General features: G+C 71.9%; 23 protein-coding genes and 1 tRNA gene. 8 read left to right on the top strand and 16 right to left on the bottom strand.

What is annotated here, in order from left to right:
- Nucleotides 1-43 precede the first annotated feature (43 nt).
- The 3 genes from ACFFXY_RS05395 to ACFFXY_RS05385 all read right to left on the bottom strand — a co-directional run bounded on the left by ACFFXY_RS05395 (nucleotide 44) and on the right by ACFFXY_RS05385 (nucleotide 2793).
- Complete coding sequence (locus tag ACFFXY_RS05395; protein WP_382346677.1) at nucleotides 44-1273, bottom strand: protein phosphatase 2C domain-containing protein; 1230 nt, start codon at nucleotides 1271-1273, stop codon at nucleotides 44-46.
- A 115-nt stretch (nucleotides 1274-1388) separates the two neighbouring features.
- Nucleotides 1389-1871, bottom strand: coding sequence for an FHA domain-containing protein FhaB/FipA (locus tag ACFFXY_RS05390; RefSeq protein WP_382346674.1), 483 nt, complete (start codon nucleotides 1869-1871; stop codon nucleotides 1389-1391).
- Nucleotides 1872-2058: 187 nt separating this feature from the next.
- Entirely contained in the window at nucleotides 2059-2793 is a 735-nt protein-coding gene (locus ACFFXY_RS05385; RefSeq protein ID WP_106364180.1) for an FhaA domain-containing protein, read from the bottom strand.
- Between the two features lie 217 nt (nucleotides 2794-3010).
- Here ACFFXY_RS05385 and ACFFXY_RS05380 point away from each other — a divergent pair, with 217 nt between their 5' ends.
- Nucleotides 3011-3349: a helix-turn-helix domain-containing protein gene (locus ACFFXY_RS05380; RefSeq protein WP_359950639.1), complete on the top strand. Its 339-nt coding sequence runs from the start codon at nucleotides 3011-3013 to the stop codon at nucleotides 3347-3349.
- Between the two features lie 37 nt (nucleotides 3350-3386).
- Here the strand turns inward: ACFFXY_RS05380 and hisC are convergent, their stop codons facing one another.
- A complete protein-coding gene (gene hisC, locus ACFFXY_RS05375) occupies nucleotides 3387-4442 on the bottom strand; it encodes a histidinol-phosphate transaminase (RefSeq protein ID WP_382346671.1) in 1056 nt (351 codons plus the stop codon).
- On the bottom strand, nucleotides 4439-5299 hold the full coding sequence (locus ACFFXY_RS05370; RefSeq protein WP_382346669.1) for an RDD family protein: 861 nt from the start codon (nucleotides 5297-5299) through the stop codon (nucleotides 4439-4441). The genes hisC and ACFFXY_RS05370 overlap by 4 nt, the downstream gene beginning before the upstream one ends.
- A gap of 506 nt (nucleotides 5300-5805) precedes the next feature.
- On the opposite strand from ACFFXY_RS05370, the gene ACFFXY_RS05365 reads away from it, so the two are divergent.
- Entirely contained in the window at nucleotides 5806-6444 is a 639-nt protein-coding gene (locus ACFFXY_RS05365; RefSeq protein WP_382346667.1) for a DUF4190 domain-containing protein, read from the top strand.
- Between the two features lie 53 nt (nucleotides 6445-6497).
- Here ACFFXY_RS05365 and nagA read toward each other — a convergent pair whose 3' ends face one another.
- On the bottom strand, nucleotides 6498-7616 hold the full coding sequence (nagA, locus tag ACFFXY_RS05360; RefSeq protein WP_382347399.1) for an N-acetylglucosamine-6-phosphate deacetylase: 1119 nt from the start codon (nucleotides 7614-7616) through the stop codon (nucleotides 6498-6500).
- A gap of 189 nt (nucleotides 7617-7805) precedes the next feature.
- On the opposite strand from nagA, the gene ACFFXY_RS05355 reads away from it, so the two are divergent.
- Complete coding sequence (locus ACFFXY_RS05355; protein WP_382346665.1) at nucleotides 7806-8591, top strand: DeoR/GlpR family DNA-binding transcription regulator; 786 nt, start codon at nucleotides 7806-7808, stop codon at nucleotides 8589-8591.
- 20 nt (nucleotides 8592-8611) lie between these two features.
- On the opposite strand, the gene ACFFXY_RS05350 is transcribed toward ACFFXY_RS05355, so the two are convergent.
- From ACFFXY_RS05350 to ACFFXY_RS05320, 7 genes are all read right to left on the bottom strand, one after another.
- Nucleotides 8612-8941, bottom strand: a complete 330-nt coding sequence (locus ACFFXY_RS05350) for a nucleoside triphosphate pyrophosphohydrolase family protein (protein ID WP_382346662.1) — start codon at nucleotides 8939-8941, stop codon at nucleotides 8612-8614.
- A 72-nt stretch (nucleotides 8942-9013) separates the two neighbouring features.
- Complete coding sequence (locus ACFFXY_RS05345) at nucleotides 9014-10321, bottom strand: hypothetical protein (RefSeq protein WP_382346659.1); 1308 nt, start codon at nucleotides 10319-10321, stop codon at nucleotides 9014-9016.
- 33 nt (nucleotides 10322-10354) lie between these two features.
- A complete protein-coding gene (locus ACFFXY_RS05340; RefSeq protein WP_382346657.1) occupies nucleotides 10355-11590 on the bottom strand; it encodes a hypothetical protein in 1236 nt (411 codons plus the stop codon).
- Between the two features lie 136 nt (nucleotides 11591-11726).
- Nucleotides 11727-12281 carry a DUF3180 domain-containing protein gene (locus ACFFXY_RS05335; RefSeq protein WP_382346654.1) on the bottom strand — a complete coding sequence of 185 codons (555 nt, stop codon included), beginning with the start codon at nucleotides 12279-12281 and terminating at the stop codon, nucleotides 11727-11729.
- On the bottom strand, nucleotides 12274-12795 hold the full coding sequence (gene folK / locus ACFFXY_RS05330) for a 2-amino-4-hydroxy-6-hydroxymethyldihydropteridine diphosphokinase (protein ID WP_382346652.1): 522 nt from the start codon (nucleotides 12793-12795) through the stop codon (nucleotides 12274-12276). The genes ACFFXY_RS05335 and folK overlap by 8 nt, the downstream gene beginning before the upstream one ends.
- Nucleotides 12792-13157, bottom strand: a complete 366-nt coding sequence (gene folB / locus ACFFXY_RS05325) for a dihydroneopterin aldolase (RefSeq protein WP_382346649.1) — start codon at nucleotides 13155-13157, stop codon at nucleotides 12792-12794. The genes folK and folB overlap by 4 nt, the downstream gene beginning before the upstream one ends.
- 57 nt (nucleotides 13158-13214) lie before the next feature.
- Complete coding sequence (locus ACFFXY_RS05320; RefSeq protein ID WP_382346646.1) at nucleotides 13215-14012, bottom strand: hypothetical protein; 798 nt, start codon at nucleotides 14010-14012, stop codon at nucleotides 13215-13217.
- Nucleotides 14013-14082: 70 nt separating this feature from the next.
- Between ACFFXY_RS05320 and ACFFXY_RS05315 the strand changes: the two genes are divergently transcribed.
- The 3 genes from ACFFXY_RS05315 (at nucleotide 14083) to ACFFXY_RS05305 (ending at nucleotide 17273) form a co-directional block, all read left to right on the top strand.
- On the top strand, nucleotides 14083-15840 hold the full coding sequence (locus ACFFXY_RS05315) for a glycerol-3-phosphate dehydrogenase/oxidase (protein ID WP_382346643.1): 1758 nt from the start codon (nucleotides 14083-14085) through the stop codon (nucleotides 15838-15840).
- Nucleotides 15841-15854: 14 nt separating this feature from the next.
- Nucleotides 15855-15930 (top strand) — tRNA-Arg (locus ACFFXY_RS05310).
- Nucleotides 15931-16094: 164 nt separating this feature from the next.
- Entirely contained in the window at nucleotides 16095-17273 is a 1179-nt protein-coding gene (locus ACFFXY_RS05305) for a hypothetical protein (protein ID WP_382346640.1), read from the top strand.
- 131 nt (nucleotides 17274-17404) lie between these two features.
- On the opposite strand, the gene ACFFXY_RS05300 is transcribed toward ACFFXY_RS05305, so the two are convergent.
- A complete protein-coding gene (locus ACFFXY_RS05300; protein WP_382346637.1) occupies nucleotides 17405-17680 on the bottom strand; it encodes a hypothetical protein in 276 nt (91 codons plus the stop codon).
- A gap of 559 nt (nucleotides 17681-18239) precedes the next feature.
- Here ACFFXY_RS05300 and ACFFXY_RS05295 point away from each other — a divergent pair.
- Together ACFFXY_RS05295 and ACFFXY_RS05290 are read left to right on the top strand one after the other, a co-directional pair.
- A complete protein-coding gene (locus ACFFXY_RS05295; RefSeq protein WP_382346634.1) occupies nucleotides 18240-18482 on the top strand; it encodes a DUF397 domain-containing protein in 243 nt (80 codons plus the stop codon).
- A gap of 119 nt (nucleotides 18483-18601) precedes the next feature.
- Nucleotides 18602-19477 (top strand): Sco1979 family transcriptional regulator, encoded by an 876-nt coding sequence (locus ACFFXY_RS05290; protein WP_382346631.1) that lies wholly within the window; start codon nucleotides 18602-18604, stop codon nucleotides 19475-19477.
- Nucleotides 19478-19598: 121 nt separating this feature from the next.
- Here ACFFXY_RS05290 and ACFFXY_RS05285 read toward each other — a convergent pair whose 3' ends face one another.
- Nucleotides 19599-20417, bottom strand: a complete 819-nt coding sequence (locus tag ACFFXY_RS05285; protein WP_382346628.1) for an SAM-dependent methyltransferase — start codon at nucleotides 20415-20417, stop codon at nucleotides 19599-19601.
- A 232-nt stretch (nucleotides 20418-20649) separates the two neighbouring features.
- On the bottom strand, nucleotides 20650-21810 hold the full coding sequence (locus ACFFXY_RS05280) for an LCP family protein (protein ID WP_382346625.1): 1161 nt from the start codon (nucleotides 21808-21810) through the stop codon (nucleotides 20650-20652).
- Nucleotides 21811-21898 lie beyond the last annotated feature (88 nt).

Here is a 21898-nt window from a genome sequence, read left to right as displayed (position 1 = left end):
CCCGCGCCGGTCCGTCTGCGCTGTGAGCGTACAACGGTGACGCTCAGTCGTCGCGGCAGTCCTTCGACGCGGTCGGGACCGCCTCAGTGTCCGAAGCGGAGCAGATCGGGTCGAGGTTCGCATTGGACGCGGAGGGGTCGGTCAGCTCCGCGATCTCCTCTTCCGCAGCGGTCTGGCCGCCGACGCGGATGCCCTCCTCCAGGTCGGCTTCGACCTCGTCGGTCGCCTCGGAGGCGGGGCGATCGGACTCGATGTCCAGCCAGGCCGCGCGCAGCCCGGCCACCTCAAAAGGGAGGCCCCGGTAGACGCTGATGTTGCCCGCGTCCGACACTCCGATGAAGTACTGCGTGCGCACCCAGTACGCGCCCGCGCCGGCCGCGAGGACCAGCACGATCAGGCAGGACAGGACGGTCCGCCACACCCGGCCGCGCTTCTTGGCCTTCTTCCCGTCCTCGGGGGCCTCGGCGCGCAGGTCGACGGTCTCGTCCCCGCCGGGCTCGGCGGCGTCCTCCTTGACCGCGCGCAGCACGGCCGTGTCGGACTCGGCGAGCCGCTGGTCGGCGGCCGCGCCGCCGATGATCTGGCGCTGCTCGCCGGGGTCCTCCGCGACGACGTCGGCGATCAGCACGGTCACGTTGTCCGGGGCGCCCGCGTCGAGGGCCTGCTGCACGAGGGTCTCGGCGGCCTCCTGCGGGGAGGCGGCGGTCTGGAGGGTCCGGGCGATGTCGGCGTCCGACACGGGCCCGGAGAGCCCGTCGGAGCACAGCAGCAGCCGGTCCCCCACGACGCCCTTGATGGTCTGGAACGCGGGCTCGACCTCGGAGGCGCCGAGCGCGCGCAGCAGCAGCGAGCGCTGCGGGTGCCGCTCCGCCTCCTCGGCGGTGATGCGGCCCTCGTCAACGAGCATCTGCACGTATGTGTCGTCCACGGTGACCTGCTCGAACGCGCCCTCGCGCAGCCGGTACGCCCGCGAGTCGCCGATGTGCACGAGGTTGAACCACTCGCCGTCGAACCACAGGGCCGTGAGCGTGGTGCCCATGCCCTCCTTCTGCGGGTCGTCGGCGACGCAGCGGCGGATCGCGCGGTTGGCGTCCGCGACGGCGTCCGCGAGCTCGTCGACCACCGAGTCCGGCGGCGGGGCGACGTCCAGCCGGGCCACGGTGTTGATGACGATCGCGGAGGCCAGGTCACCGGCGGCCATGCCGCCCATCCCGTCGGCCACCGCGATGAAGTGGGACCCGGCGAACACCGAGTCCTGATTGCCTTGCCTCACCACACCGCGGTCGGAGACGGCCGCGTATCGCAGGTGCAAACTCATGTTTCAACCGCCGTAGCGCGGGGCACGCCCGCTGATCGATGCCGACATCGCCGCGTCATTCGCTCGGGTCTCAGGGGCGCAGCTCGAAGGAGGAGCGCCCGATCCGGATGGGCACCCCGAGCGGGACCGGCGTGGGTCTGGTGACTCTAGCGCGCCCCAGGTACGTGCCGTTCGTGGAGCCCAGGTCCTCCACCATCCACTGGCCGTCCATGGGCACGACCCGCGCGTGCCGGTTCGACGCGAAGTCGTCCCGGATCACGATCGTGGAGTCGGCCGCGCGGCCGATCGAGATCGGCTGCCCGGTGAGCCCGATCCGGCGGCCCTGGAGCTCGCCGGTGGTCACCACCAGCCACTGCGCGGCGTGCGCCTGCTGCGGCGCCGCCCCGCGCCCGGGGGCCGGGGGCGCCGACACCGAGCCCGCGCCCGACCCGGCCGCGGCCGGGCGGCGCTGGGCGAGCAGGTCCCGCGTGATCGTCCGGGCCGCCGCGAACACGAACAGCCACAGCAGCACCAGGAAACCGAACCGGGCCACGGTCTGGACTATCTCAGGCATTCGGTGCTCCCAGTGGATGAACGAACGGTCTCAGACACGGTAGCCCACCGGCGCGCGCCCCAGCAGGGGAGCCGCCGAAGGCACCCGGTCATCCCACCGCTACCCGCAAGGGCCCGTGGGGTTCTCATTGTGCGGAAACGACGGCGCCCCGATCACCGCGGATCGGGGCGGGCCGTTCGTGCTCGGACTACCCCGCCTGGAGGGTGAGGGAGGTCGTCCCGATCTGGATGACGTCGCCGGGCTGCATGGAGACGGTGGCGATCCGCTGGCCGTTGACCAGGGTGCCGTTCGTCGAGCCGAGGTCGGTGACCGACACCTGGCGGCCGTCGAAGTCCACCCGGACATGGCGCCGCGAGATCCCCACGTCGGGGAGGCGGATCTGCGCCTGCTCGCCGCGGCCGATCACCGTGGCGCCGTGCGCGACCGTGAACTGGCGGCCGTCGGCGGTCACCAGCACCGGGCCCGTGGGGGCCTGCGGGTGCGCGGGGCCGTAGCCGCCGCCCGACACCGGCTGGTCCACGCCCTCGTTGAGGGCCGCGACCTCGGCGGTCACGCGGAACATGCCCGTGTCCAGGCCCTCGCCGCGCTCGATCTCGACGATCACGTCGCCGTACACGGTCCAGCCGTTCTCGCCGATGAACTCGGCCTGCGACTGGGCGAGCTCCTGCGCCAGCGCGGCCGCATACGGCGCGAGCCGGTCGTGGTCCGGCGGCGAGAGGTCGATGACGTATCGGTTCGGCACCAGCACGCGGCCACCGGCGAGGACCGCCTTGTGGGTCTCGGCCTCGCGCTGCATGGCGCTGGCGATCTCGACCGGGTGCACAACGCCCTTGAACATCTTGTTGAAGGTGCCCTCGAACAGGCCCTCCAGTTGTTTCTCCAAGCGTTGCAGAACGCTCACCGGTTCTCCCCTCCTCGTCATGTCCTCGTCATGGCGTTGCGAGGACGCACTACGCGTCGACTTCCGATGGTATCGGCTGGCTTCCCGCGGCGGCGAGGGGTTGAGACGCAACCGCCTCGCGAGTCGCTTTCATATCGTCTGATCGGGTGAGCCCCGTGTCGGCCGGTAGTACCGAATGTCGGCAAAGTCAGGCAGGGGCAGGTGGCGGCGGCGGGGCGAGGCGCGTATGGTGACGCGGGTGACAGATCGCGACTTCAGCTCATTCGTCCGGGACGTGCGCAAACGCGCCCACGTCTCGTTCCGCGAGCTCTCCGACTCCGCCGGGGTCTCGAACCCCTACCTCCAGGGCGAACGCGGCGTCCGCCGCCCCAGCGGCGCGGTGCTCCGCCAGCTCGCGCTGGCCCTGCGGATGACCACCCCGATCATGTACCTCCGCGCCGGCGTCGGCAGCGGCGAGGACGGCTCCGCGACGCCCCTGGCGATCGCCACCGACCGCGAGCTCACCGCGAAGCAGAAGCAGACCCTCACCGAGATGTACGAGGCCTTCTGCGACCAGAACGAGCGCACCGCCAGGTAACTCCGGCTCCGGGCGCCGGTGGGGCGCCCGGATCACCTCACTCCTTGACGAACGACCGCAGCGCGTCCAGGATCGCGTCGTTCTCCTCGGGCAGGCCCACGGTCACCCGCACGCCGTCGCCCGCGAAGGGCCGCACCAGAATCCCCCGCGCCTCGCAGTGCGCCGCGAACTCGACCGCCCGCTCTCCCAGCGGAAGCCAGAAGAAGTTCGCCTGCGTCTCCGGCACGTCCGGCACCAGTTCCCTTGCGGCCGTGACGATCCGCTTGCGCTCGGAGGTCACCAGCGCGACCCTGCGGCGCATCTCGTCCTCCGACGCCAGCGCCGCGAGCGCCGCCGCCTGCCCTGGTCCGTTGACCGCGAACGGGATCACGCACCGCCGCACCGCGTCCGCGACCTCCGGCCGCGCCACCATGTAGCCGATGCGCAGGCCCGCGAGGCCCCACGCCTTCGAGAACGTCCGGAACACCACCGCGTTCGGCCGGTCGCCGTACCGCTCGACCCCGTCCGGCAGGGCCGGGTCGGTCACGAACTCGCGGTACGCCTCGTCCAGGACCACGAGCACCGTCTCCGGCACCGCGTCGAAGACCCGGTCGATCTCCGCGGCCGTCAGCGCCGGCCCGGTCGGGTTGTTGGGGCTGCACAGGATGACCGCGCGCGTGGCGGGCCCGACGGCCGCGATCATCGCGTCCACGTCGTGCCCGTGGTCGGCGGTGTTCGGCACCTGGACCGACTTGAGCCCCGCCACCGTCGCCGCGATCGGGTAGGCCTCGAAGGACCGCCACGAGTAGACGACCTCGCTGCCGGGGCTCGCGACCGACTGGAGGAGGTGGCCGATGAGGGCCACCGACCCGGTGCCGGTGGCGATCCGCTCGGCGTCCACGCCGAGGCGCTTCGACAGCTCCTCGCGCAGCGCCGCCACGCCCATGTCGGGGTAGCGGTGCACGTTCGCGACCGCGTCCGCGACCGCTTCGGCGACGCCGGGGAGCGGCCCGTACGGGACCTCGTTGCTGGAGAGTTTGAGCGCGTCGGGGAGCGCCTTGCCGGGGACGTAGCGGGGGATCGCCGCGAGGTCGTCGCGGATCGGATCGGTCATGCTGCGGGCTCCTTTTGGGGTCCCGCCTCGACGACGGCCGTTCCCGGCGACTTGTCGTGGAGGCATTGACGGAAGGGTTGGTCTCGGATGCACCATATCCCGTCCATGATCCAGAGGATCGCGCCGAACGGGAAGCACAGCAGCGGCAGCGCCGCGTACGACCAGCGCAGCAGCAGGCGGCCCCAGCCGAGCCCGGCGGGGGCGAGCGAGACGACCTTGATGCCCATGAGGCGCTTGCCGAGGGTCTGCCCGGAGTTGAGGGTCGCGGGGACCTCGTACGCGAACCACAGGCCGAGCGAGATGAGCAGGACCACCCACCACTGGTCGGAGGCGCGGGCGGGCAGCTGCACGTCGTTGGGGTCGTCGGCGCCGGCCATCTCCAGCACGTACGGCCAGACCGTCTGCATGAACTGGTAGATGAAGTAGCCGTTGACGACCGCGTTCAGGGCGATGAGCGCGAGGGTGTCGACGATCCGGGCGACGAACCGCTGCCCGGGGTGGGCGAGGACGCGGCCTTCGAGGATGCGGTCGACGTCGGGCCGGGAGATCCAGCCGACGGTGACGCCGAGGGACCGGATGGGGATCGTCCCGGGCGGCTGGACCGCGCCGGGCGTCCGCTGGATCACCTTCGGCGGCGGGCCCGCGCCGAAGCGCGGGTCCGGCGGGAGCTCCTGGACGCTCCGGTCCGGTGTGGAGGGTTCGGGGAGCGGCTCCGGTTCGGGGTCGACCGGCTCGGGCTCGGCGGGCGGCTCGGCGCCCGCGGGGATCGGCTTCCCGACCCAGGCGGAGCCGTCCCAGTAGCGCTGGGTGGACGGGTCGGCGGGGTCGGCGTACCAGCCGGGTTCGATCGTGGTCATCGTGGCCCATTCTTGCAGCCGCGGCTGAAGGTTCCCAGTCAGTTCGGACACAGCACGCCGGGAACGGGGATCGCGGGAGGGGCGGGACCGCTTGGCGGGCAAACGACACGGCCCAGTCGGTCAATAGCCTCGACTGGGCCGCACGCAACTTTCAGCACTTCCGACCGAGTTACCAAGCGTGAAGTCTTTTATAGCGGTGTCCTGCTCCTAGGTGCTGGACCCGCTGTGCCTCCCGACGGCTCAGGTCGCACGTGGGTGCTCGGCGGCGGTGCACGAATCCTTCCGATCTCTGGAGACCGTGTCCCCGGGAAGTCCTTCCGGATCCGTAACTCATTTCTACTCGTCTACTGACGGGTAGTAAACCCCTAACCCCAAAAAATCCGAACGGAGTTCTCGAATCGGCGGAGGCCCCGGCCGGTTCCCCTGATTCGGCACACGACGAGTGAGGTTTGGGTTACCTTGCGGGGCATCGGCGCCGCGCGCGCATCCGAGCCGAGGAGGGCACCATGACCACCTACCCGCCGGCCTCCGACCCGCCCGAACCCGAGCGGCCCAAGGACGACGGGGGGTACTGGAGCCCGAACGCCGAGGGCTCCCCCGGGCAGGAGCCGTTCGCCGGGAACACCGACGGCGCGCCCTCCGGCGAGCCGCGGCCGCCGACGCCGCCCTCGGACCCGTCCGGCGCCCCGTCCGCCCCGGACCCGAACCTGCCGCCCGCGCCGCCGCCGCCCGGCCCCGCGGGCATCCCGCCCGCGCCCCCGCCGCCGGGCGCGGGGTACACGCCGTACGCCGGAGGAGGCGCGGTCCCGCCGCCGCCACCGCCCCCGCCCGCCTACAACGCGGAGGGCGCGATCGGCGGCCAGCCGCGCAACGGCCTGGGGAAGGCGGCGCTGGTCTGCGGGATCATCGCGGTCGCGCTGTCGTTCGTGCCGGGCGTCAACTGGTTTGTGTGGCCGCTCGGCGTGCTCGCGATCGTGTTCGGCGCGATCGGCTGGTCGCGGGCGAACAAGGGGCAGGCGACGAACAAGAAGTTCGCGATCGCGGGGCTCGTGCTCGGCATCGTCTCGTTCTTCACGTTCTGCCTGATCTGGATCGTGATCTTCGGCGGCGCGAGCACGTCCATGTACAACACGGCGCCGATGTAGCCGCCGCACGCGAAAGGGGCGGGAGCGGATCGCTCCCGGCCCTTTCGGCTCGTCTAGACCTGGAGCCAGGCGCCGCGGCGCATGACCGACACCAGGTTGAGGTCGTCGTCCAGGACGACCGCGTCGGCGTACTTGCCGGTCTCGATCGCGCCGACCTCGCGCAGGCCCAGCAGCTCCGCGGGGGTCGCGGACGCCATCTGGGAGGCGGCCTCGACGGTCTGGCCGCCGAGGCGGACGGCGTTGCGGAACGCGTCCAGGAGCGTGATCGTGGACCCGGCGATGGTGTCCGTCCCCGCGACCGTGGCCACGCCGTCCTTGACGTCGACCTCGTGGCGGCCGAGCACGTAGCGGCCGTCGTCGAGCCCGGCGGCGTCCATCGCGTCGGAGACCAGGAGCGTCCACGCGGGCAGCGACAGGTCGAACGCGAACCGCATCGCGCCCGGGTGCAGGTGGACGGGGTCGGCGATGACCTCGGAGAGGATGCGCTCGTCGTTCATGAGCGCCGGGATGGGGCCGGGGTCGCGGTGGTTGAACGCGCGCATGGCGTTGAACAGGTGGGTGGCGGCCTGCGCGCCCGCGTCGATCCCGGCGAGGGTCTCCTCGTAGGAGGCGTCGGTGTGGCCGATGGAGGGGACCACGCCGTGGCCGTCGAGGAACTCGATGGCCTCCAGGGCCCCTTCGAGCTCGGGCGCGATCGTGACCATCTTGACGGCGCTCGCGCCCTCGTCCAGGCGACTGGCCTCGATGAGCTCGGTCAGCTCCGCGATGTCGGGGTCGCGCAGGACCTCCTTGGCGTGGGCGCCGCACTTGGACGCGGAGATGTAGGGGCCCTCGTAGTGGACCCCGGCGAGGACGCCTTCGGCGACGAGCGGGGTGAGGGCCTTGGTGGCGTCCATGAGGAAGCCGTGGGTCTGGGAGACGAGGGACGCGATGAGCGTGGTCGTCCCGCGGGAGGCGTGGAACGCGGCCGCGGCGCGCGCGGACTCGGCGTCGCCGTTGGCGAGGGAGTACCCGCCGCCGCCGTGGCAGTGGGCGTCGACGAAGCCGGGGAGGACCCAGCCGGTGGGCTCGCCCTCGCGTTCGAGGATGCCCTCGAAGCGGTCCCCCTCGACGACGAGGGTCCCGTTGACCACGCCGTCGGGGGTGACGATCCGGCCAACGGCCGGGAGCATGACGCCGTCCACGGGCGCTCCTTCCAATCGATCCGGCGTGTGCAGGCCCACCCCGGTGCGGCACAATGATCGTGAGCGCGCGAGCACCGCTTGAGCACGGCCCGAGCGCCCCAGAGCATACTTTGAACACTATCGTGCAGACGGCGGCGGCCCGCCGCCGTCCCGAACCAGTACTCCCAGAGGAGCGACGTGGACCGCTACGCCCGGTGGAACACCCTGCTGGAGATCCTCGCAGAGACCGGCCGCATCACCGTGGAGGGTGCGGCCGAGCGGCTCGGCGTCTCGCAGGCGACGATCCGGCGCGACTTCGACCAGCTGTCCCAGCAGCAGATGATCACCCGCACGCGCGGCGGCGCCGTCGCGGGCGGCATCTCCTACGACCTCCCGCTGCGCTACAAGACCGCCCGGCACGTGGAGGAGAAGCACCGCATCGGCACCGCCGCGGCGGGCCTGGTCAGCCCCGGCCAGGTCATCGCCCTCAACGGCGGCACCACGATCACCGAGGTGGCCCGGTCCCTGGCGATGCGCACCGACCTGGTCGCCACGCCCGGCTCGACGGGGCTGACGATCGTCACGAACGCGCTCAACATCGCCAACGAGCTGATCGTGCGCCCCCACCTCAAAGTGGTCGTCGTCGGCGGCGTGGTCCGGCCCCAGTCCTACGAGCTCATCGGCCCGCTCGCGGCCCCGATCCTGCGCGAGATCACCCTCGACATCGCGTTCCTCGGCGTCGACGCCATCGACATGAAGCTCGGCGCGACCAGCCACCACGAGGGCGAGGCCGCGATCAACGCCCTCATGGCCGCCCGCGCCCGCAAGGTGGTCGTCATCGCCGACGGCTCCAAGATCGGCGGCCACGCGTTCGCCCGCATCTGCCCCACCGACCGCGTCCACACCCTCGTCACCGACGGCAATGCCCCGCCCGAGCAGCTCCGCGGCTTCGAGGAGGCCGGCATCCGCGTCATCGTCGTGTGATCACGGCCGTCTGACGCGCCTCACCGGTCGTCCCCGCTCCCGCCGAGCACGCCGCGCCGCTGCCGGTCGGCGAGCTTCGCGATGTTGTGCTCCGCGACCTCGCCCAGCGACAGGTCGAAGAAGTCGGCGAGCACCGCGAGGTACCAGAGCGCGTCCCCCAGCTCCTTCTTCAGGTCCTCGGGGTCCCACCTTGAGAAGTCGCCCCCCTCGTCCCGCACGATCTTCTTCGCCTTCTCGGCGATCTCCCCGGTCTCCCCCACCAGCCCCAGCAGCAGGTGGAACACCTCGTGCGGCTTGTCCTTCGTCGCCGCCGTCAGCAGCGCCGCCTTCTGGTACTCGTCCATCTCCATGCGCCCGATCGTAGGGGCGCGGGGACAGAGCGGCCCGGGCGCGTCGCGCCCGGGCCGTTCGGCTTGCGCCGCTTAGCGGTTGGCGGCGGCCGGGTCCTGGAGGCTCGGGTCGAAGAGGCCCGTGCCGGGGTCGGCGGGGTCGTAGGTCGCGGGGAGTTCGGTGGTGGCGGAGGTGTCGTCGTCGGCGGGCTCCTTGGGGCGGCCGAGGCGGTCGAGGCCGAAGGCGACGAAGAGGCCGAGGAGGAGCAGGCCCGCGTAGAGGGCGCCGGTCCAGCTCTGGAACAGCTCCGGGTCGGAGGCGGGGCCGGTGAGGCTGGACCACACCAGGAGCAGCGCCCACACCGCGACGGTGGCGAGGACGGTGCCGAACACGGGCCCGCGGCGGCCCCAGGGGCTCGTGCCCGCGAGGAGGACCGCGATGAGCGCGAACGGGGTCAGGTCGAGGCCCGACAGCACGCCCACCGAGAGCGGGGCGGACGCGAACCACTGCACCGACTCCGCGCCGCCGTTGAAGACGATCGGGAGGAACCCGGCCAGAGCCGCGAGGAGCAGCGCGAGCAGGTTCCCGCCGAGGAGCATGAACACCGACCCGGCGTCGCGGTCGCCCGTGCCGTCCGCGGCGCCCTTGACCTTGGTGAACCGGTCGCGCACCGCGGGCACCAGGCCCAGGAGGCCGCCCGCGACCGCGAGCGCGGCCGCGCCCAGGAGCACCCACATTTCGCCGGGGTTGTTCCAGGTGCCGCCGTCGGTGGCGCCGACGAGCTCCGCGAGCTCGGTGAACGCCTGGAACGACCCGGCGAGGATCACGAGCGAGGCGAGGCCCGCGAGCCACGGCGGGACGCGGAAGACCACGGTGAGCACCGTGAACACGATCGCGAGCGCGAGCGAGGCGCCCGCCAGGTAGCCGAGGCCGACCAGCGGGTTCTCCCCGATGAACAGCGACGGCAGCATGAGCGCGAGCATCGGCATGGCCGGGACGGCGAGGTTCACCGCGCCCAGGCGCAGCGTCAGCCCGAAGCCGGTCGCGATCAGCAGCAGCGAGGTGAGCGTCGTGAAATGGGACCCGAGGGCGTCCATCGTGGCGTCGCCGCCGAAGATCTCGTCCTGCCGCTGGTAGACCAGGAACAGCGCGTTCAGGGTCAACAGCAGCAGGATCGCCTCCCACACGAACTGGAAGACCGTGCGGTCGCGGGGCGCGGCCGGGGAGTCGGCGTAGCCGACGGTGACCGCGGGGCGGCCCGCGAACGGGTCGACCGGCTGCGCGCTCTGGGCGTCGACGCCGTTGCCGACGGCCGGGAAGGCCGGAGCGGGCGTCGTGTCGAGGCGCTGCGTCTGGTCCAGGACGACCTCGTCGTCGCGGTCAGGGGGTACGTACGTCATATCGTCTGTCCTCTATGGGGGGATGGAGGGCGGTCAGCGGCCGTAGCGGCGGTCGTTGTCGAAGCGGGTCCCGTAGCCGTCGCGCAGGTCGTCGAAGGCGCCCGAAGCGCCGAACGGGTCGGCGGGCTGCTTGGGGATGCCGCCGGTCGTGCCAGCGCCCGTGCGGATGCCGCCCGTGCCCGTCGACCACGACTCGCCGCCCGAACCCAGGTCCGCGAGGTCCTCGTCGTAGCGCTCGTACGAGCCCGTGTCGCGCGGGTCCTCCTCGCGCAGGTCGTCGACCGACCCGGCGCGCGAAGCGGACGCCGCCTCGTTCTCGTCGACCTGGTTCATCGCCTCGACGAGCCGCGTCACCAGGAACCCGGCCACGATGGCGCTCAAAGCGATCCAGCTCGGGTCGAAGCTCCACCCGCGCGCCTGGGCCAGCCACATCATGGCCAGCACCAGCAGCGAGGCGAACACCGTGCCGCACACGCCGCCGCGCCGCCCCACCAGGCTCGTCCCGCCCAGCAGCGCCGCGCCCAGCGCGAGCACCGTCAGCAGGATCGGGTCCGGCAGCCCGGCCGCGCCCGCGTCCGGCACCGACGTCCACGCGGCCACGACACCGGCCGCGCCCGCCAGGGACGAGGAGATCAAGAGGCCCAGGAACACCAGGCCGCCGCGGCCGTGCCGCTCGCCGACCGGGGTGTCGCGGATCGGCGCCAGCCGCGAGCGCACGCCCGCGAACGCGCCGACCAGGCCCAGGAACAGCGAGATGCCCGCCGCGCCCGCGAGCGCCGCCAGGACGCCCGTCTGCGGCAGCTCCGAGAGCGAGAACGCCCCCGGGTCGCCTTGCGTCTCGGCCCACAGGCCGATCGCGCCGCCGACCGCGCCGCTCGCGGCCCAGCCGGGCGCGCGCAGCCACGCCGTCAGCGTCGCCAGGACGATGCCGGTGAACGCCGCAGCGCCGAGCCCGAACGCCAGCGCCATCGCCGAACCGGAGCCGGACGCGTCGGTGAACAGCCACGCCGACAGGAGCGCGATCGGCCCGACCGCGAGGTTCACGGCCCCGACGCGCAGCGACACGGACATGGCGCAGGCCAGCATGAGCACCGGCGCGAGCGCCGCCGAGAACGCGGACCACCCGCCCTCGGCGAACGGCCCGGAGGACGAGCGGGTGAGGGCGAACAGGACGCCGCCGCCGAGGAGCAGCAGGCCGATCTCCCAGACCACGTGGACCGCCATGCGGTCGGCGGGAGCCTCGCCCCCGGCCTCCGACACGGCGCTCATCTGCGTGGTGGAGTCGCGCTCTTGGGATTGGCGATCTTGAGAAGGGCGATCGAATTTCATGGGGCGCACCTCTAAACGCGCGAAATATTGGGGATATGGGGGGATGGGTCCAGCATCGGGTCGGGGAAGGAACAGGTCAGGGTCGGTCGCGGCGGTCCTCGTCGCCGTCCTGCGGGGGGATGCGGCAGGAGTGCTCCAGCCAGACCGCCGCGGCGGTCAGCAGCGCACAGGCGACGGTGCCGAGCACCGCGTCGGGAAGGTCGTCGGCGGCGGCGGTGAGGCGTCCTGCCTGGACCGCCAGCCACACCGTGAACCCCAGGTACGCGCCGAAGAACGCGGCCCCGGCGATCGAGGCGGCCTTGCCGAGCACCGCGAAGCGGGCGATCTGGAGCGCGTGCTCCGGACCGTCGAGCCGCCCGGCGCCGGGCGGCGGCTTCGCGTCGACCGCGGCCTCCTGGAGACGTTTCCCGCCCGGGTGCAGCGCCTTCCGGGTGGTCCACGCCAGCCACGCCAGCAGCACGGCCAGCGCGAGGATCACCGCGGAGTTGTACCAGGTCAGGTCGGGGGCCTGCTGGTAGTAGCGGGCGACGAGGAGCAGGGTCAGGGCCGCTCCGGCCAGGGCCGCCACCGCGATGGTGGACGCCGCGGTCGGTCGAAGGCTCGGCTGCGGACCGTGCTTCCCGTCACTCATGATGCTCTGACCATATCGGGTGTAGACGGCGCAGCGCGCGCGCGTCCGCGGCAACCGTGGCGTCCCGTAGCAGGTCCCTCACCCTGCCCTTGCCGGGCAGCTCCGCGTCGCGGTCCACCGCGAACCACGGGACCAGCACGAACGCGCGCAGGTGCGCGAGCGGGTGCGGCAGTTGGAGGCGCGGCTCGTCGGAGTGGACGGCGCCCGATTCGTCCCATACGGCGATGAGGTCGACGTCGAGGGTCCGGGGCCCGTAGGGCCGCTCGGGGTCGCGCACGCGCCCGGCCTCGGCTTCGAGGCGCTGGCCGAGTTCGAGCCAGTCGCCGGGGCCTCTCGCGGGGTCGTCGGCGATGACGGCGATGTTGTAGTAGGCGGGCTGCTCGTCGTCGCCGCCCCACGGGGGCGTCTCGTAGACGTCGGAGACGGCGGCGGGCGCCACGGCGGCGATGGCGGTCCGCAGTGCGGCCTCGCGGTCGCCGAGGTTGGCGCCCATGCTGAAGACGACCCTGCTCATGGGGCACTCCGCTCGATGGTGACGGCGACGTCGGCGAACTGCTGGGCGATCGGCGCCTGTGGCTTGTGGACGGTGACCTGGACCGACGCGACCCCGTCGAGGGCGGTGCAGGCGTCGGCGAGCCGCTCGGCGAGCGTCTCGATGAGGTTGACGGGCTCGCCCGCGACGATCGCGGCGAGCGTGTCGGCGAGGGCGCCGTAGTCGACGGTGTGCTTGAGGTCGTCGCTGGCGGCGGCCGCGGCGGTGGAGGTGCGGAGGGCGACGTCCACGACGAAGTCCTGCCCGGCGTCCCGCTCGAAGTCGAAGACGCCGTGGCGCCCGTGGACGCGCAGGCCGGTCAGGGTGATCAGGTCGGTATCCACGCGCCCGAGCCTACTCGACACCGCCGTGGAGTCGAGGAAGGACGATCGGAGGGCCGGTCAGGGGGCCTCTGCGGGCGCGGCGGCGGGCAGCGGGGACGCGGCCGCGGGAGCGGCCTCCGCGACGACCTCGGCGACGGCCTCCGCCGCGGTCTCGACGGCGGTCTCCACGGCGGCCCCCAGGGCCTCGACGGGGGCGCGCTGCTCGGGGACAGGGACGGCGGCGCGCGCGGTGCGGCGGGCGGCGGTGCGGGAGCGCACGAAGTACCAGGTGGCGACGGCGAGCACGGCGCCCGCGAGGAGGATCGGCAGGAGCCGCAGGTTCGCGTCGAACCAGTGCAGGAGCTCCCGGTACTCGGCGTCGGGGTCGAACAGGAGCACCGCGGCGATCCCGGCGGCGACCACGCCCGCGCCGGTGAACAGCCCGGACTTCCACCACAGGCCCAGGCTGAGGCGGCGGGCGAGGATGCCCGCGGCGTCGAAGATCCGCTTGGCGCGCAGGGCCCGGATCGTCCCGACCAGGTAGGCGAGGCGCAGCACCTGGGCGCCGCCCGCGGCGAGGACGAGGCTGACGACGGTGAGCATGCAGACCAGGAGCATCCACTTGTGGCGCCACAGCCATTCGCGCTTGTGCTCGGCGGCCAGGAGCAGGACCACCGACTCGAACCACAGCACCGCCCCGGCGGCCCAGCCGATCGCCTTGCCCGCCAAGGCGAAACCGCCGTCGGTCCAGACCGTGAGGAACACGGCGGGGATGGAGGCGCACACCGCGACGAGGACCGGGACCTTCAGCTTGAACTGTACGAACCGGGCGAAGACGGTGAGCTTGTCTGGGCGCGCAGGGGCATTCGTGCTCACCCTTCCAATTTACGCGTCTCGTACTCGGAGACGGGTGTCAGCCCAGCTCGCTGCCCGTATCGTGAACCCCATGCGCACGCCCGTGTCCTGGTCCCGGTCGCAGGCCGGCCGCCTCTCCCCCGAGCGGCGGCGCTCCGACCTGGAGCGGCTCGCCTCCGAACCGTTCGATGTGGTCGTCGTGGGCGGCGGCGCCACCGGCGCGGGCGCGGCCCTCGACGCGGCCTCGCGCGGCCTGCGGACCGCGCTGGTGGAGGCGCGCGACCTCGCCGCGGGGACCTCGTCGCGGTCGAGCAAGCTCGTCCACGGCGGCCTGCGGTACCTGGAGCAGCTGGAGCTGGGCCTGGTCCGCGAGGCGCTCACCGAGCGCGGGCTCCTCGCCGGGACGCTCGCCCCGCACCTGGTCAGGCCCGTGCCGTTCCTCCTGCCGCTCAAGGGGGTCTGGGAGCGGGCGTACTACGGCGCGGGCGTCGCCGCCTACGACGTGCTCGCCACCGCGCTGGGCCCGCGCTCCGGGCGCGGGGGCCTGCCGTGGCACCGGCACCTGTCCCGTTCCGGTGCGCTGCAAGCCTTCCCCGACCTCGACCAGGGCGTCCACGGCGCGATCCGCTACTACGACGCGCAGGTCGACGACGCCCGCCTGGTCGTGGCCCTCGCCCGCACGGCCGCGTCGCTCGGCGCGGCCGTCGTGCCCTCGGCGCAGGCGGTCGGGTTCGGGCGCGAGGACGGGCGGATCACCGGCGTCGAGGTGCTCGACGTGGAGACCGGCGTGCAGCGGTTCGTCAAGGCCCGCACCGTGGTCTGCGCGGCGGGCGTGTGGAGCGACGAGCTCGCCCGGACGCTCCCGGAGCGGCCGGGCCTGGCGGTGCAGGCGTCCAAGGGCGTCCACCTGGTGCTCCCCGGCTCGGCGATCGAGGGGTCGGCGGGGATCATCTCGCGCACGAAGTGGAGCGTCCTGTTCATCATCCCGTGGGACGGGCACTGGCTCATCGGGACCACGGACACCGAGTGGCGGCTCGACCCGGCCCACCCGGCCGCGTCGGCGAGCGACGTCGCGTACCTGCTCCAGCAGGCGAGCGAGGTCCTCGGCCGCCGGCTCGACGTGTCCCAAGTGGAAGGGGTGTACGCCGGGCTGCGGCCGCTGCTGCGCGGGGAGACCGAGGAGACCTCGAAGCTCAGCCGCGAGCACGCCGTGTTCGAGCCCGAGCCGGGGCTGTTCTTCGTGGCGGGCGGGAAGCTCACCACGTACCGGATCATGGCGAAGGACGCGATCGACGCCGCCGCGGTGAGCCTGGGGCCCGAGGTGCCCGAGAGCGGCACGCGGCTGCTCCCGCTGCTCGGCGCGGACGGCTTCGCGTCCTACTGGGGCGCGCGCGAGCGGATCGCGGCCCGCAGCGGGCTCGCGCTGCCCGTGGTCGAGCACCTGCTGCGCCGCCACGGGAACCTCGCGCCGCAGCTCCTGCGCATGGTCGCCGAGCAGCCGCAGCTCGGCCGCCCGCTCGCCCGCGGCGAGCACTACCTGCGCGCCGAGGTCGTCTACGCGGCCCGCGCTGAGGGCGCGCTGCACCTCGACGACATCCTCACCCGGCGGCTGCGCCTCTCCATCGAGACCTTCGACCGCGGCACCCGCGCCGCCGAGGACGCCGCGTCCCTCGCGGGCGCCGTCCTCGGCTGGGACGAGGCCCGCCAGGCCCTCGAAGTCGAGACGTACGTCCACCGCGTGGCCGCCGAGCGCCGGTCCCAGCAGCAGCCCGACGACGACGCCGCCGAGACCGCCCGCCTCGCCGCAGTCGACCTGCGCCGCCTCGCCCGCCTCCGGCCGATCGGCTAGACTCGGCTTCCGTCGCCCCCGTAGCTCAGGGGATAGAGCGTCGGTTTCCTAAACCGTGCGTCGCAGGTTCGAATCCTGCCGGGGGCACCATCCCACTCAGGCGACAGCCGCTTCCGAACCGCTCGGGTTCGCCTCCTCGCTCCGCATCCGCCGCGCGGTGGGCCGCGCCCCGGGTCGCCCGCGTGTCGCGCATCGATTCCAAGTGTCCGGTTTGCAACGATCGTTCCATGTGGAAGCAAAGTTCACAATGGATCATGACCGGAGTCGTCGCCACTGCCGCCGCCACTGCCGCCGCGGTGCTCGTGCCGTCGGCGCCCTTCGCCGCCGAGTACGCCGCCTGGTCGGGCGGGTCGGGCTCGTTCCAGATGTCGAGCCCCGCCGCCGGGTTCCCGGGCGCGGACCTCACGACCGACGGCGCGCCCGTCACGACCCCGTCGGGGAAGTCGATCTGGATGGGCGAGGGCACGCCGTTCGGCGCGGAGTTCGGCTCGTCCCGGGACCAGGGGTACATCGGCATCGGCACCACCGGCGGGAACCTGCCGTCCACGACCACGGTCGTGTTCGACTCGCCGACGCCGCCCTCTGACTGGGGCTTCGCCCTGGGCGACATCGACGTCGACATGGTCCGGATCTCCGGGACCACCGCGGGCGGCGGCGCCCTCGCCGCCGCCGACCTCGGCTACCAGAGCTCGTTCAACCTCTGCCAGGACTCCCCGCGTCCCGCCGGGTGCAAGTCCGCGGCCACCGACCAGCCCGTCTGGGACCCCGCGGCCATGACGCTCACGGGCACCAACTCCGGCGACACGGTCGGCGCGACCGGCTGGTTCCAGCCCACCGCCTCCATCGCCTCCTTGACGTTCACGTTCACCGACTTCTCCGGCATCCCGATGTTCCAGTTCTGGCTCGCGGCCCACGCCTACGAGGTCGTCGCCCCCGTCACGCCGGTCCTCATCACCGCCCCGGGCGACCCCGGCGGCGACCCCGGCGACCCCTCGGCCCCGGCCGACGTCCTCGGCCGCTGCGACGACATGGCCGGCGAGGTGAGCCTCGCCCTCCTCGACGCCGGCGGCGACCCGGTCATCGGCGACGACGGCGAACCCGTCGTGGCCGCCCTCGACGACGGCGCCTTCCGCTTCCCCCAGGTCTTCCCCGGCAGCTACCAGGTCCAGGTCGTCACCGACGAGCACTACCCGGTCGACGGCCCCGCCGTCCAACCCCTGGAGGTCACCGACGACGCCGCCGAAGGCCCGTCTTTCTCCATCGAATGCACCCCCGAGCCCCCCGCCGCCTCCCCCGCCGCCGACGACCACGACTCGGCAGACGACACCCACCCCGCCCTCCCCACCACCGGCCCAGGAGCCGGCCTGTGGATCGCCGCCCTCCTCGCCATCGCAGGAGGAGCAATGGCGATCCGAAGGGCCCGCAGGCTCTAGCGGTACTGAGGGAACGAGAACGGGCGGGGCCTGTTGGGTCCCGCCCGTTTTTCAGTGTGTCAGCACTGTTCGCGATGTGTTCTGGTCTTGGTGAAGAGCTCGGGGAGGCCCCCACCGGCCTCCCCGAAGCTCTATCCCACCAAATAGAGAAAGGTCTCGGGGGCGCGCTGCGATAAGCGGAAGCGCGCCGTGTAGATGTCGCCGTCGCGGATCCAGGCGAGCTGGAGGGAGGCGAACATGTCGTCGACGATGTCCTCGTCGGGGAGCCCGTAGTGCTCGCCGAGGCTGCGACCGCGGTAGTGCCACAGGAGTCCTGCCTGGACCTGGACGGCGTCTGCGGTGTGCTTGCCGCACGAGCGGGCGCAGCGGTAGAGCACCTGGCCGCTGCGGTCGTATTCGATCGCCATCACCTGCTGGCACATCGAGCTCCGCAGCTTGCCTGCCGCGGCTGCCTGTAGCAACGTCTGCGCCTCAAGACGTTCCATGTGGCACCCAACCCCTCTCCGGGCGACGATCGGGCCTCGCCGGAGCGGGTCCGGCCAAGCTCTGCACTGGTGTGTCCGGTTATGAGATGCAGGACGCCGGTTCGCGAAGGCGATTGCCGATCCGAGAACCCGGAGGTTTCGGACGGTTCCGCCTGTCGCTGCCCGAAGCGTCGGTTAGCGGCATTTGAGTCCGTGACAACGGTCGCATACCTTCTACGGCCGTGTCTATGTGCATTGTCACATTCATCGTAACATGCATCGACACCGGGCAGATGCACGTGCATTTGCGCGGCCATCCTCCCGTGCAGTTACGGTGTGTAATGTGCGACACTTGATCCGATCGACTACGGGGATGTCGGAATCGTCCGCCTGGGCGACCGTCTGGTATGCCCGCGGCCCCGGTTCCACGCCTCCGACGGTCGGTCGGAACTGCAAGAAGAGAATCCGGCCGGACCTACCGGCCACTGGTGGAAGGATCTCTATGAACAAGGCACACAACGGAATCCTCGCCGGGGAACTCCCCTCGACGCTGGCATGGCGCAAGAGCAGCCGCAGCGGCCCGAACGGCGGCAACTGCGTCGAGCTGGCCGCCCTCCCCGACGGGGACATCGCGGTGCGCAACTCCCGCTTCCCGGAGGGTCCCGCCCTCATCTACACGATCGCCGAGATCCGGGCCCTCGTCGAGGGCGCCAAGGACGGCGAGTTCGACGACCTGATCGTTTAGGACCGAGAGACGGAAGCCCAAGGGCTGCACACTCACCCTGGCAGGAGGGGCCCGACGGGCTACCCTGTCAGGGTGAGTTGCTCGTTTCCGGGCGACCGATGCGAGAGGAGGTGGGACGAATGGCGAAGGAAGACAACCCGACCGGTCCCACAGCCCTGCGCATGATCATCGGCGGCCAGCTCAGGCGCCTGCGCGAGGCCGCGGGCATCACCCGCAAGGCCGCCGGGTTCGAGATCCGCAACTCCGAGTCGAAGATCAGCCGCATGGAACTGGGCCGGGTCTCGTTCCGGCTCAGGGACGTCGAAGACCTCATGGTCATGTACGGCGGCACCGACCAGGACGAGATCGACCGCGTCCTCATGCTGTGCCGCGAGGCCAACAAACCGAGCTGGTGGCACCCCTACGGCGACGCGCTGCCCGACTGGTTCCAGACCTATCTGGACCTGGAGAGCGCCGCCTCCACGATCCGCACCTACGAGGTCCAGCTCGTCCCGGGCCTGCTCCAGTCCCGCGACTACGCCCGCTCGCTGCTCATGCTCGGCTACGGGCACACGCCCCTGCGCGAGATCGACAACCGGATCGAGCTGCGCCTGGCGCGGCAGAAGGTCCTCGACCGCGAGGTCGACCCGCCGACACTGTGGACCGTCATCGACGAGGCCGCGCTGCACCGGCCCTTCGGCGGGTACGGCGTCATGCGCGACCAGCTCAAGCTCCTCATCGAGGCCTGCGACCGCCCCAACGTGCGCATCCAGGTGGTGCGCTTCGACAGCGGCGCCCACTCCGGCGCGGGCGCGCCCTTCACCTGGCTGCGCTTCGCCTACCCCGAGCTCGACGACGTCATCTACATGGAGCACCTCACCGGCGGCCTGTACCTCGACCGCGACTCCGACGTGGACGCCTACCAGGCGGCCATGGAGCACCTGTGTGTCCAGGCGTCGCCGCCGCGCGACACCCAGGACATCATCAACTCGATCATCCGCGACCACTACTCCTAGTGACCGCCCCCCGGGCGTGGACGATCCTGTCCGCCTGAGGGAAGTTCACCCCTTCGGGTGAGCGACACCCCCGGACACGCCGAAGGCGCACGGCCGCGGCCGTGCGCCTTCGCATGGCGGTCTACGCCTTGTAGCCGATGCCGCCGACGATGATCTTGTGCCACGGCTCGATGTCCTCGACCGCGGGCACCTCCCGGTCGGGCTCGCCGGGGAACCAGCGCGGGATGAACTCCAGCTTGTCGTCCACCAGCGGCAGGCCCAGGAAGTGCTCCCGGATGCGCTCGGGCGTGCGGATCCACCCGTTGCCGAGGGACTCCAGGCCCGCCTGCTCGATGGCCTTCTGGAGCGGCTCCCCGGTGTCCACGAAGTCGGTGATGAGCAGGTACGAGCCGCTCGGGCAGGCGTCGAGGAGGACGCGCACCCACTCGTCGGGCTGCTCGTCGTCGTGGAAGTGCATGTGGAGGCCCACGACCATGAGGCCGACGGGGCGGGTGAAGTCGATGTTGGCCTTGACCTCCTCGTGGTCGAGGATGCTCTGCGGGTCGCGCAGGTCGGCGGTCACGATCGTCGTGGTCTTGTTGGTGGCGAGCAGGGCCCGGCCGTGCGCCAGCACGATCGGGTCGTTGTCCACGTAGACGACCTTCGCGTCGGGGTTGATCCGCTGCGCGATCTGGTGCGTGTTCTCCATGGTCGGCAGGCCCGCGCCGATGTCGAGGAACTGGTCGATGCCGTGGTTCGCGATGTACTCGACGCCCTTCTTCAGGCCCGCGCGGTTGTCCTCCGCGACCTGCTTCGCGTTGGGCACGTACTTCACGTAGGCGTCCCGGCCCTCGCGGTCGGCCGCGAAGTTGTCCTTGCCGCCGAGGATCGCGTCGTAGACGCGGGCGATCGTGGGCCTGGAGATGTCGAATTCGGGCGTGAGGTCTTCGTTCTCTGCCATGACACAGCCTCTTCGTCGAAGGAACGTTGCGCACATCGTACGACCTTGATCACAGTGCCGGGCTTCGGGATCACCCCACGAAGTCGCACAAGCACCAATGGCCGCAAGGGAATCGGTGACCACTAGTGCCACATCGGACTACAGGAGGGCTCTGGGGACACGACGCTGGGCCCGGCCGGAAGGCCGGGCCCAGAGTTCGGGAAGTCGAGTTCGGAACCGGGTTCGGGACCCGCTACTCCTCGCCGCCGCCGACGAGGTCCGGGTTCTGGTCGATCCAGGCGCTCACGGTGTCCTCGCGGATGGCGTCCCAGAGGGTCGTCGCCTCCGGGTTGTCGTTCGCGGGGTTCTCCAGGTCGTACGAGTACACGACCACGGACTCCCCGCCCATGGTGTCCGTGCCCAGGTTCGGCGTGGTCATGAAGACCAGGTCGTCGCTGCGCAGGTCCATGAGGCTGATCGCGGTCGCGACGACGTTGAACTCCGTGTCGACCTTGACCGCGTCCGACGTGGAGTCGATGAAGCTGGTGAGCTTGCCGCGGTCGGTGAGCACGCCCGCGCTCAGCGCGGAGTCCATGATGGCCTTGATGAGGTCCTGCTGGTGCTGCATGCGCGCGAAGTCGCCGCGGTTCCACTGCTTGCGCTGGCGCACGTAGTCGAGGGCCTCCTCCCCGGTGAGCTCGTTGGGGCCCGCGGGGAAGAACCGGTGGTCGCCGTGGATCGACTCGACGCCGGGCTCGCTCGTGATGTAGCCGTCGGCGTCGGCGGCCTCGATGTCGATGGTGACGGTGCCGAGGGCGTCGACGACCTGGACGAGGCCCGCGAAGTCGATCTCGACGACGTGGTCGATGCGGACGCCGGTGAAGTCCTCGATGGTGAGGACGGTGAGCGGCACGCCGCCCCACGCGTACGCGGCGTTGAACTTCGCGTCGGTCCCGGTGTACTCGGGGTAGTTGCTGGCCTCGGCGTACTCGGGGATGTGCACGTACAGGTCGCGGGGGATGGAGACGCCGTACGCCTCGGTCCCGTCCTCGGCGACGTGCATGATGATGTTCGTGTCCGAGCGGGCGTCGGCCTCGTCGTTGCCCTCGCGGTGGTCGGAGCCGACGATGAGGATGTTCAAGGCCGCGTTGAGCTTCTCGGGGCGGTCCTCGTCGGGGATCGCTTCGAGGTCGAACGGGCGGTCGAGGTCCGCGTCGGTGGTCTTGGCGGTGGACCAGATCGCGAACCCGCCGCCGGTGGCCGCGATGGAGGCCACGAGGCCGATCCCGGAGCCGATGAGGCCCCGCCGGGTCGGGCCGCCGCCGGCCGCCGCGGCGGCGACTCGCGCGCCGCCTCCGCCGCCCGCGGGGGGCACGGAGGCGCTGCCGCGGTAGTTGGAACCGGAATACGTCATGGTGCCAGCTTACGTGGTGTCCGCCCGCGCGCCGGACCGCGCACGCGGGGCGGCGGCGCCGTGTGGCTCAGACGACTGTGTTGTCCAG

Source organism: Glycomyces mayteni, assembly GCF_042428885.1.
GTDB classification, from domain to species: Bacteria; Actinomycetota; Actinomycetes; order Mycobacteriales; family Micromonosporaceae; genus Glycomyces; species Glycomyces mayteni.
The sequence above is the reverse complement of the archived record's forward strand: the minus strand, read 5'-3'. Positions and strand labels throughout refer to the sequence as shown.

Coding starts and splice junctions, on each gene's coding strand:
- ACFFXY_RS05315 (WP_382346643.1), top strand. CDS start 14,083: ATGCGCACGCCCGTGTCCTGGTCCCGGTCGCAGGCCGGCCGCCTCTCC.
- folK (WP_382346652.1), bottom strand. CDS start 12,795: ATGAGCAGGGTCGTCTTCAGCATGGGCGCCAACCTCGGCGACCGCGAG.
- hisC (WP_382346671.1), bottom strand. CDS start 4,442: ATGACCGATCCGATCCGCGACGACCTCGCGGCGATCCCCCGCTACGTC.
- ACFFXY_RS05280 (WP_382346625.1), bottom strand. CDS start 21,810: ATGACGTATTCCGGTTCCAACTACCGCGGCAGCGCCTCCGTGCCCCCC.
- ACFFXY_RS05305 (WP_382346640.1), top strand. CDS start 16,095: ATGACCGGAGTCGTCGCCACTGCCGCCGCCACTGCCGCCGCGGTGCTC.
- ACFFXY_RS05365 (WP_382346667.1), top strand. CDS start 5,806: ATGACCACCTACCCGCCGGCCTCCGACCCGCCCGAACCCGAGCGGCCC.
- nagA (WP_382347399.1), bottom strand. CDS start 7,616: ATGCTCCCGGCCGTTGGCCGGATCGTCACCCCCGACGGCGTGGTCAAC.
- ACFFXY_RS05300 (WP_382346637.1), bottom strand. CDS start 17,680: ATGGCGATCGAATACGACCGCAGCGGCCAGGTGCTCTACCGCTGCGCC.
- ACFFXY_RS05370 (WP_382346669.1), bottom strand. CDS start 5,299: ATGACCACGATCGAACCCGGCTGGTACGCCGACCCCGCCGACCCGTCC.
- ACFFXY_RS05285 (WP_382346628.1), bottom strand. CDS start 20,417: ATGGCAGAGAACGAAGACCTCACGCCCGAATTCGACATCTCCAGGCCC.
- ACFFXY_RS05295 (WP_382346634.1), top strand. CDS start 18,240: ATGAACAAGGCACACAACGGAATCCTCGCCGGGGAACTCCCCTCGACG.
- ACFFXY_RS05290 (WP_382346631.1), top strand. CDS start 18,602: ATGGCGAAGGAAGACAACCCGACCGGTCCCACAGCCCTGCGCATGATC.
- ACFFXY_RS05390 (WP_382346674.1), bottom strand. CDS start 1,871: ATGCCTGAGATAGTCCAGACCGTGGCCCGGTTCGGTTTCCTGGTGCTG.
- ACFFXY_RS05340 (WP_382346657.1), bottom strand. CDS start 11,590: ATGAGCGCCGTGTCGGAGGCCGGGGGCGAGGCTCCCGCCGACCGCATG.
- ACFFXY_RS05385 (WP_106364180.1), bottom strand. CDS start 2,793: ATGACGAGGAGGGGAGAACCGGTGAGCGTTCTGCAACGCTTGGAGAAA.
- ACFFXY_RS05335 (WP_382346654.1), bottom strand. CDS start 12,281: ATGAGTGACGGGAAGCACGGTCCGCAGCCGAGCCTTCGACCGACCGCG.
- ACFFXY_RS05350 (WP_382346662.1), bottom strand. CDS start 8,941: ATGGAGATGGACGAGTACCAGAAGGCGGCGCTGCTGACGGCGGCGACG.
- ACFFXY_RS05345 (WP_382346659.1), bottom strand. CDS start 10,321: ATGACGTACGTACCCCCTGACCGCGACGACGAGGTCGTCCTGGACCAG.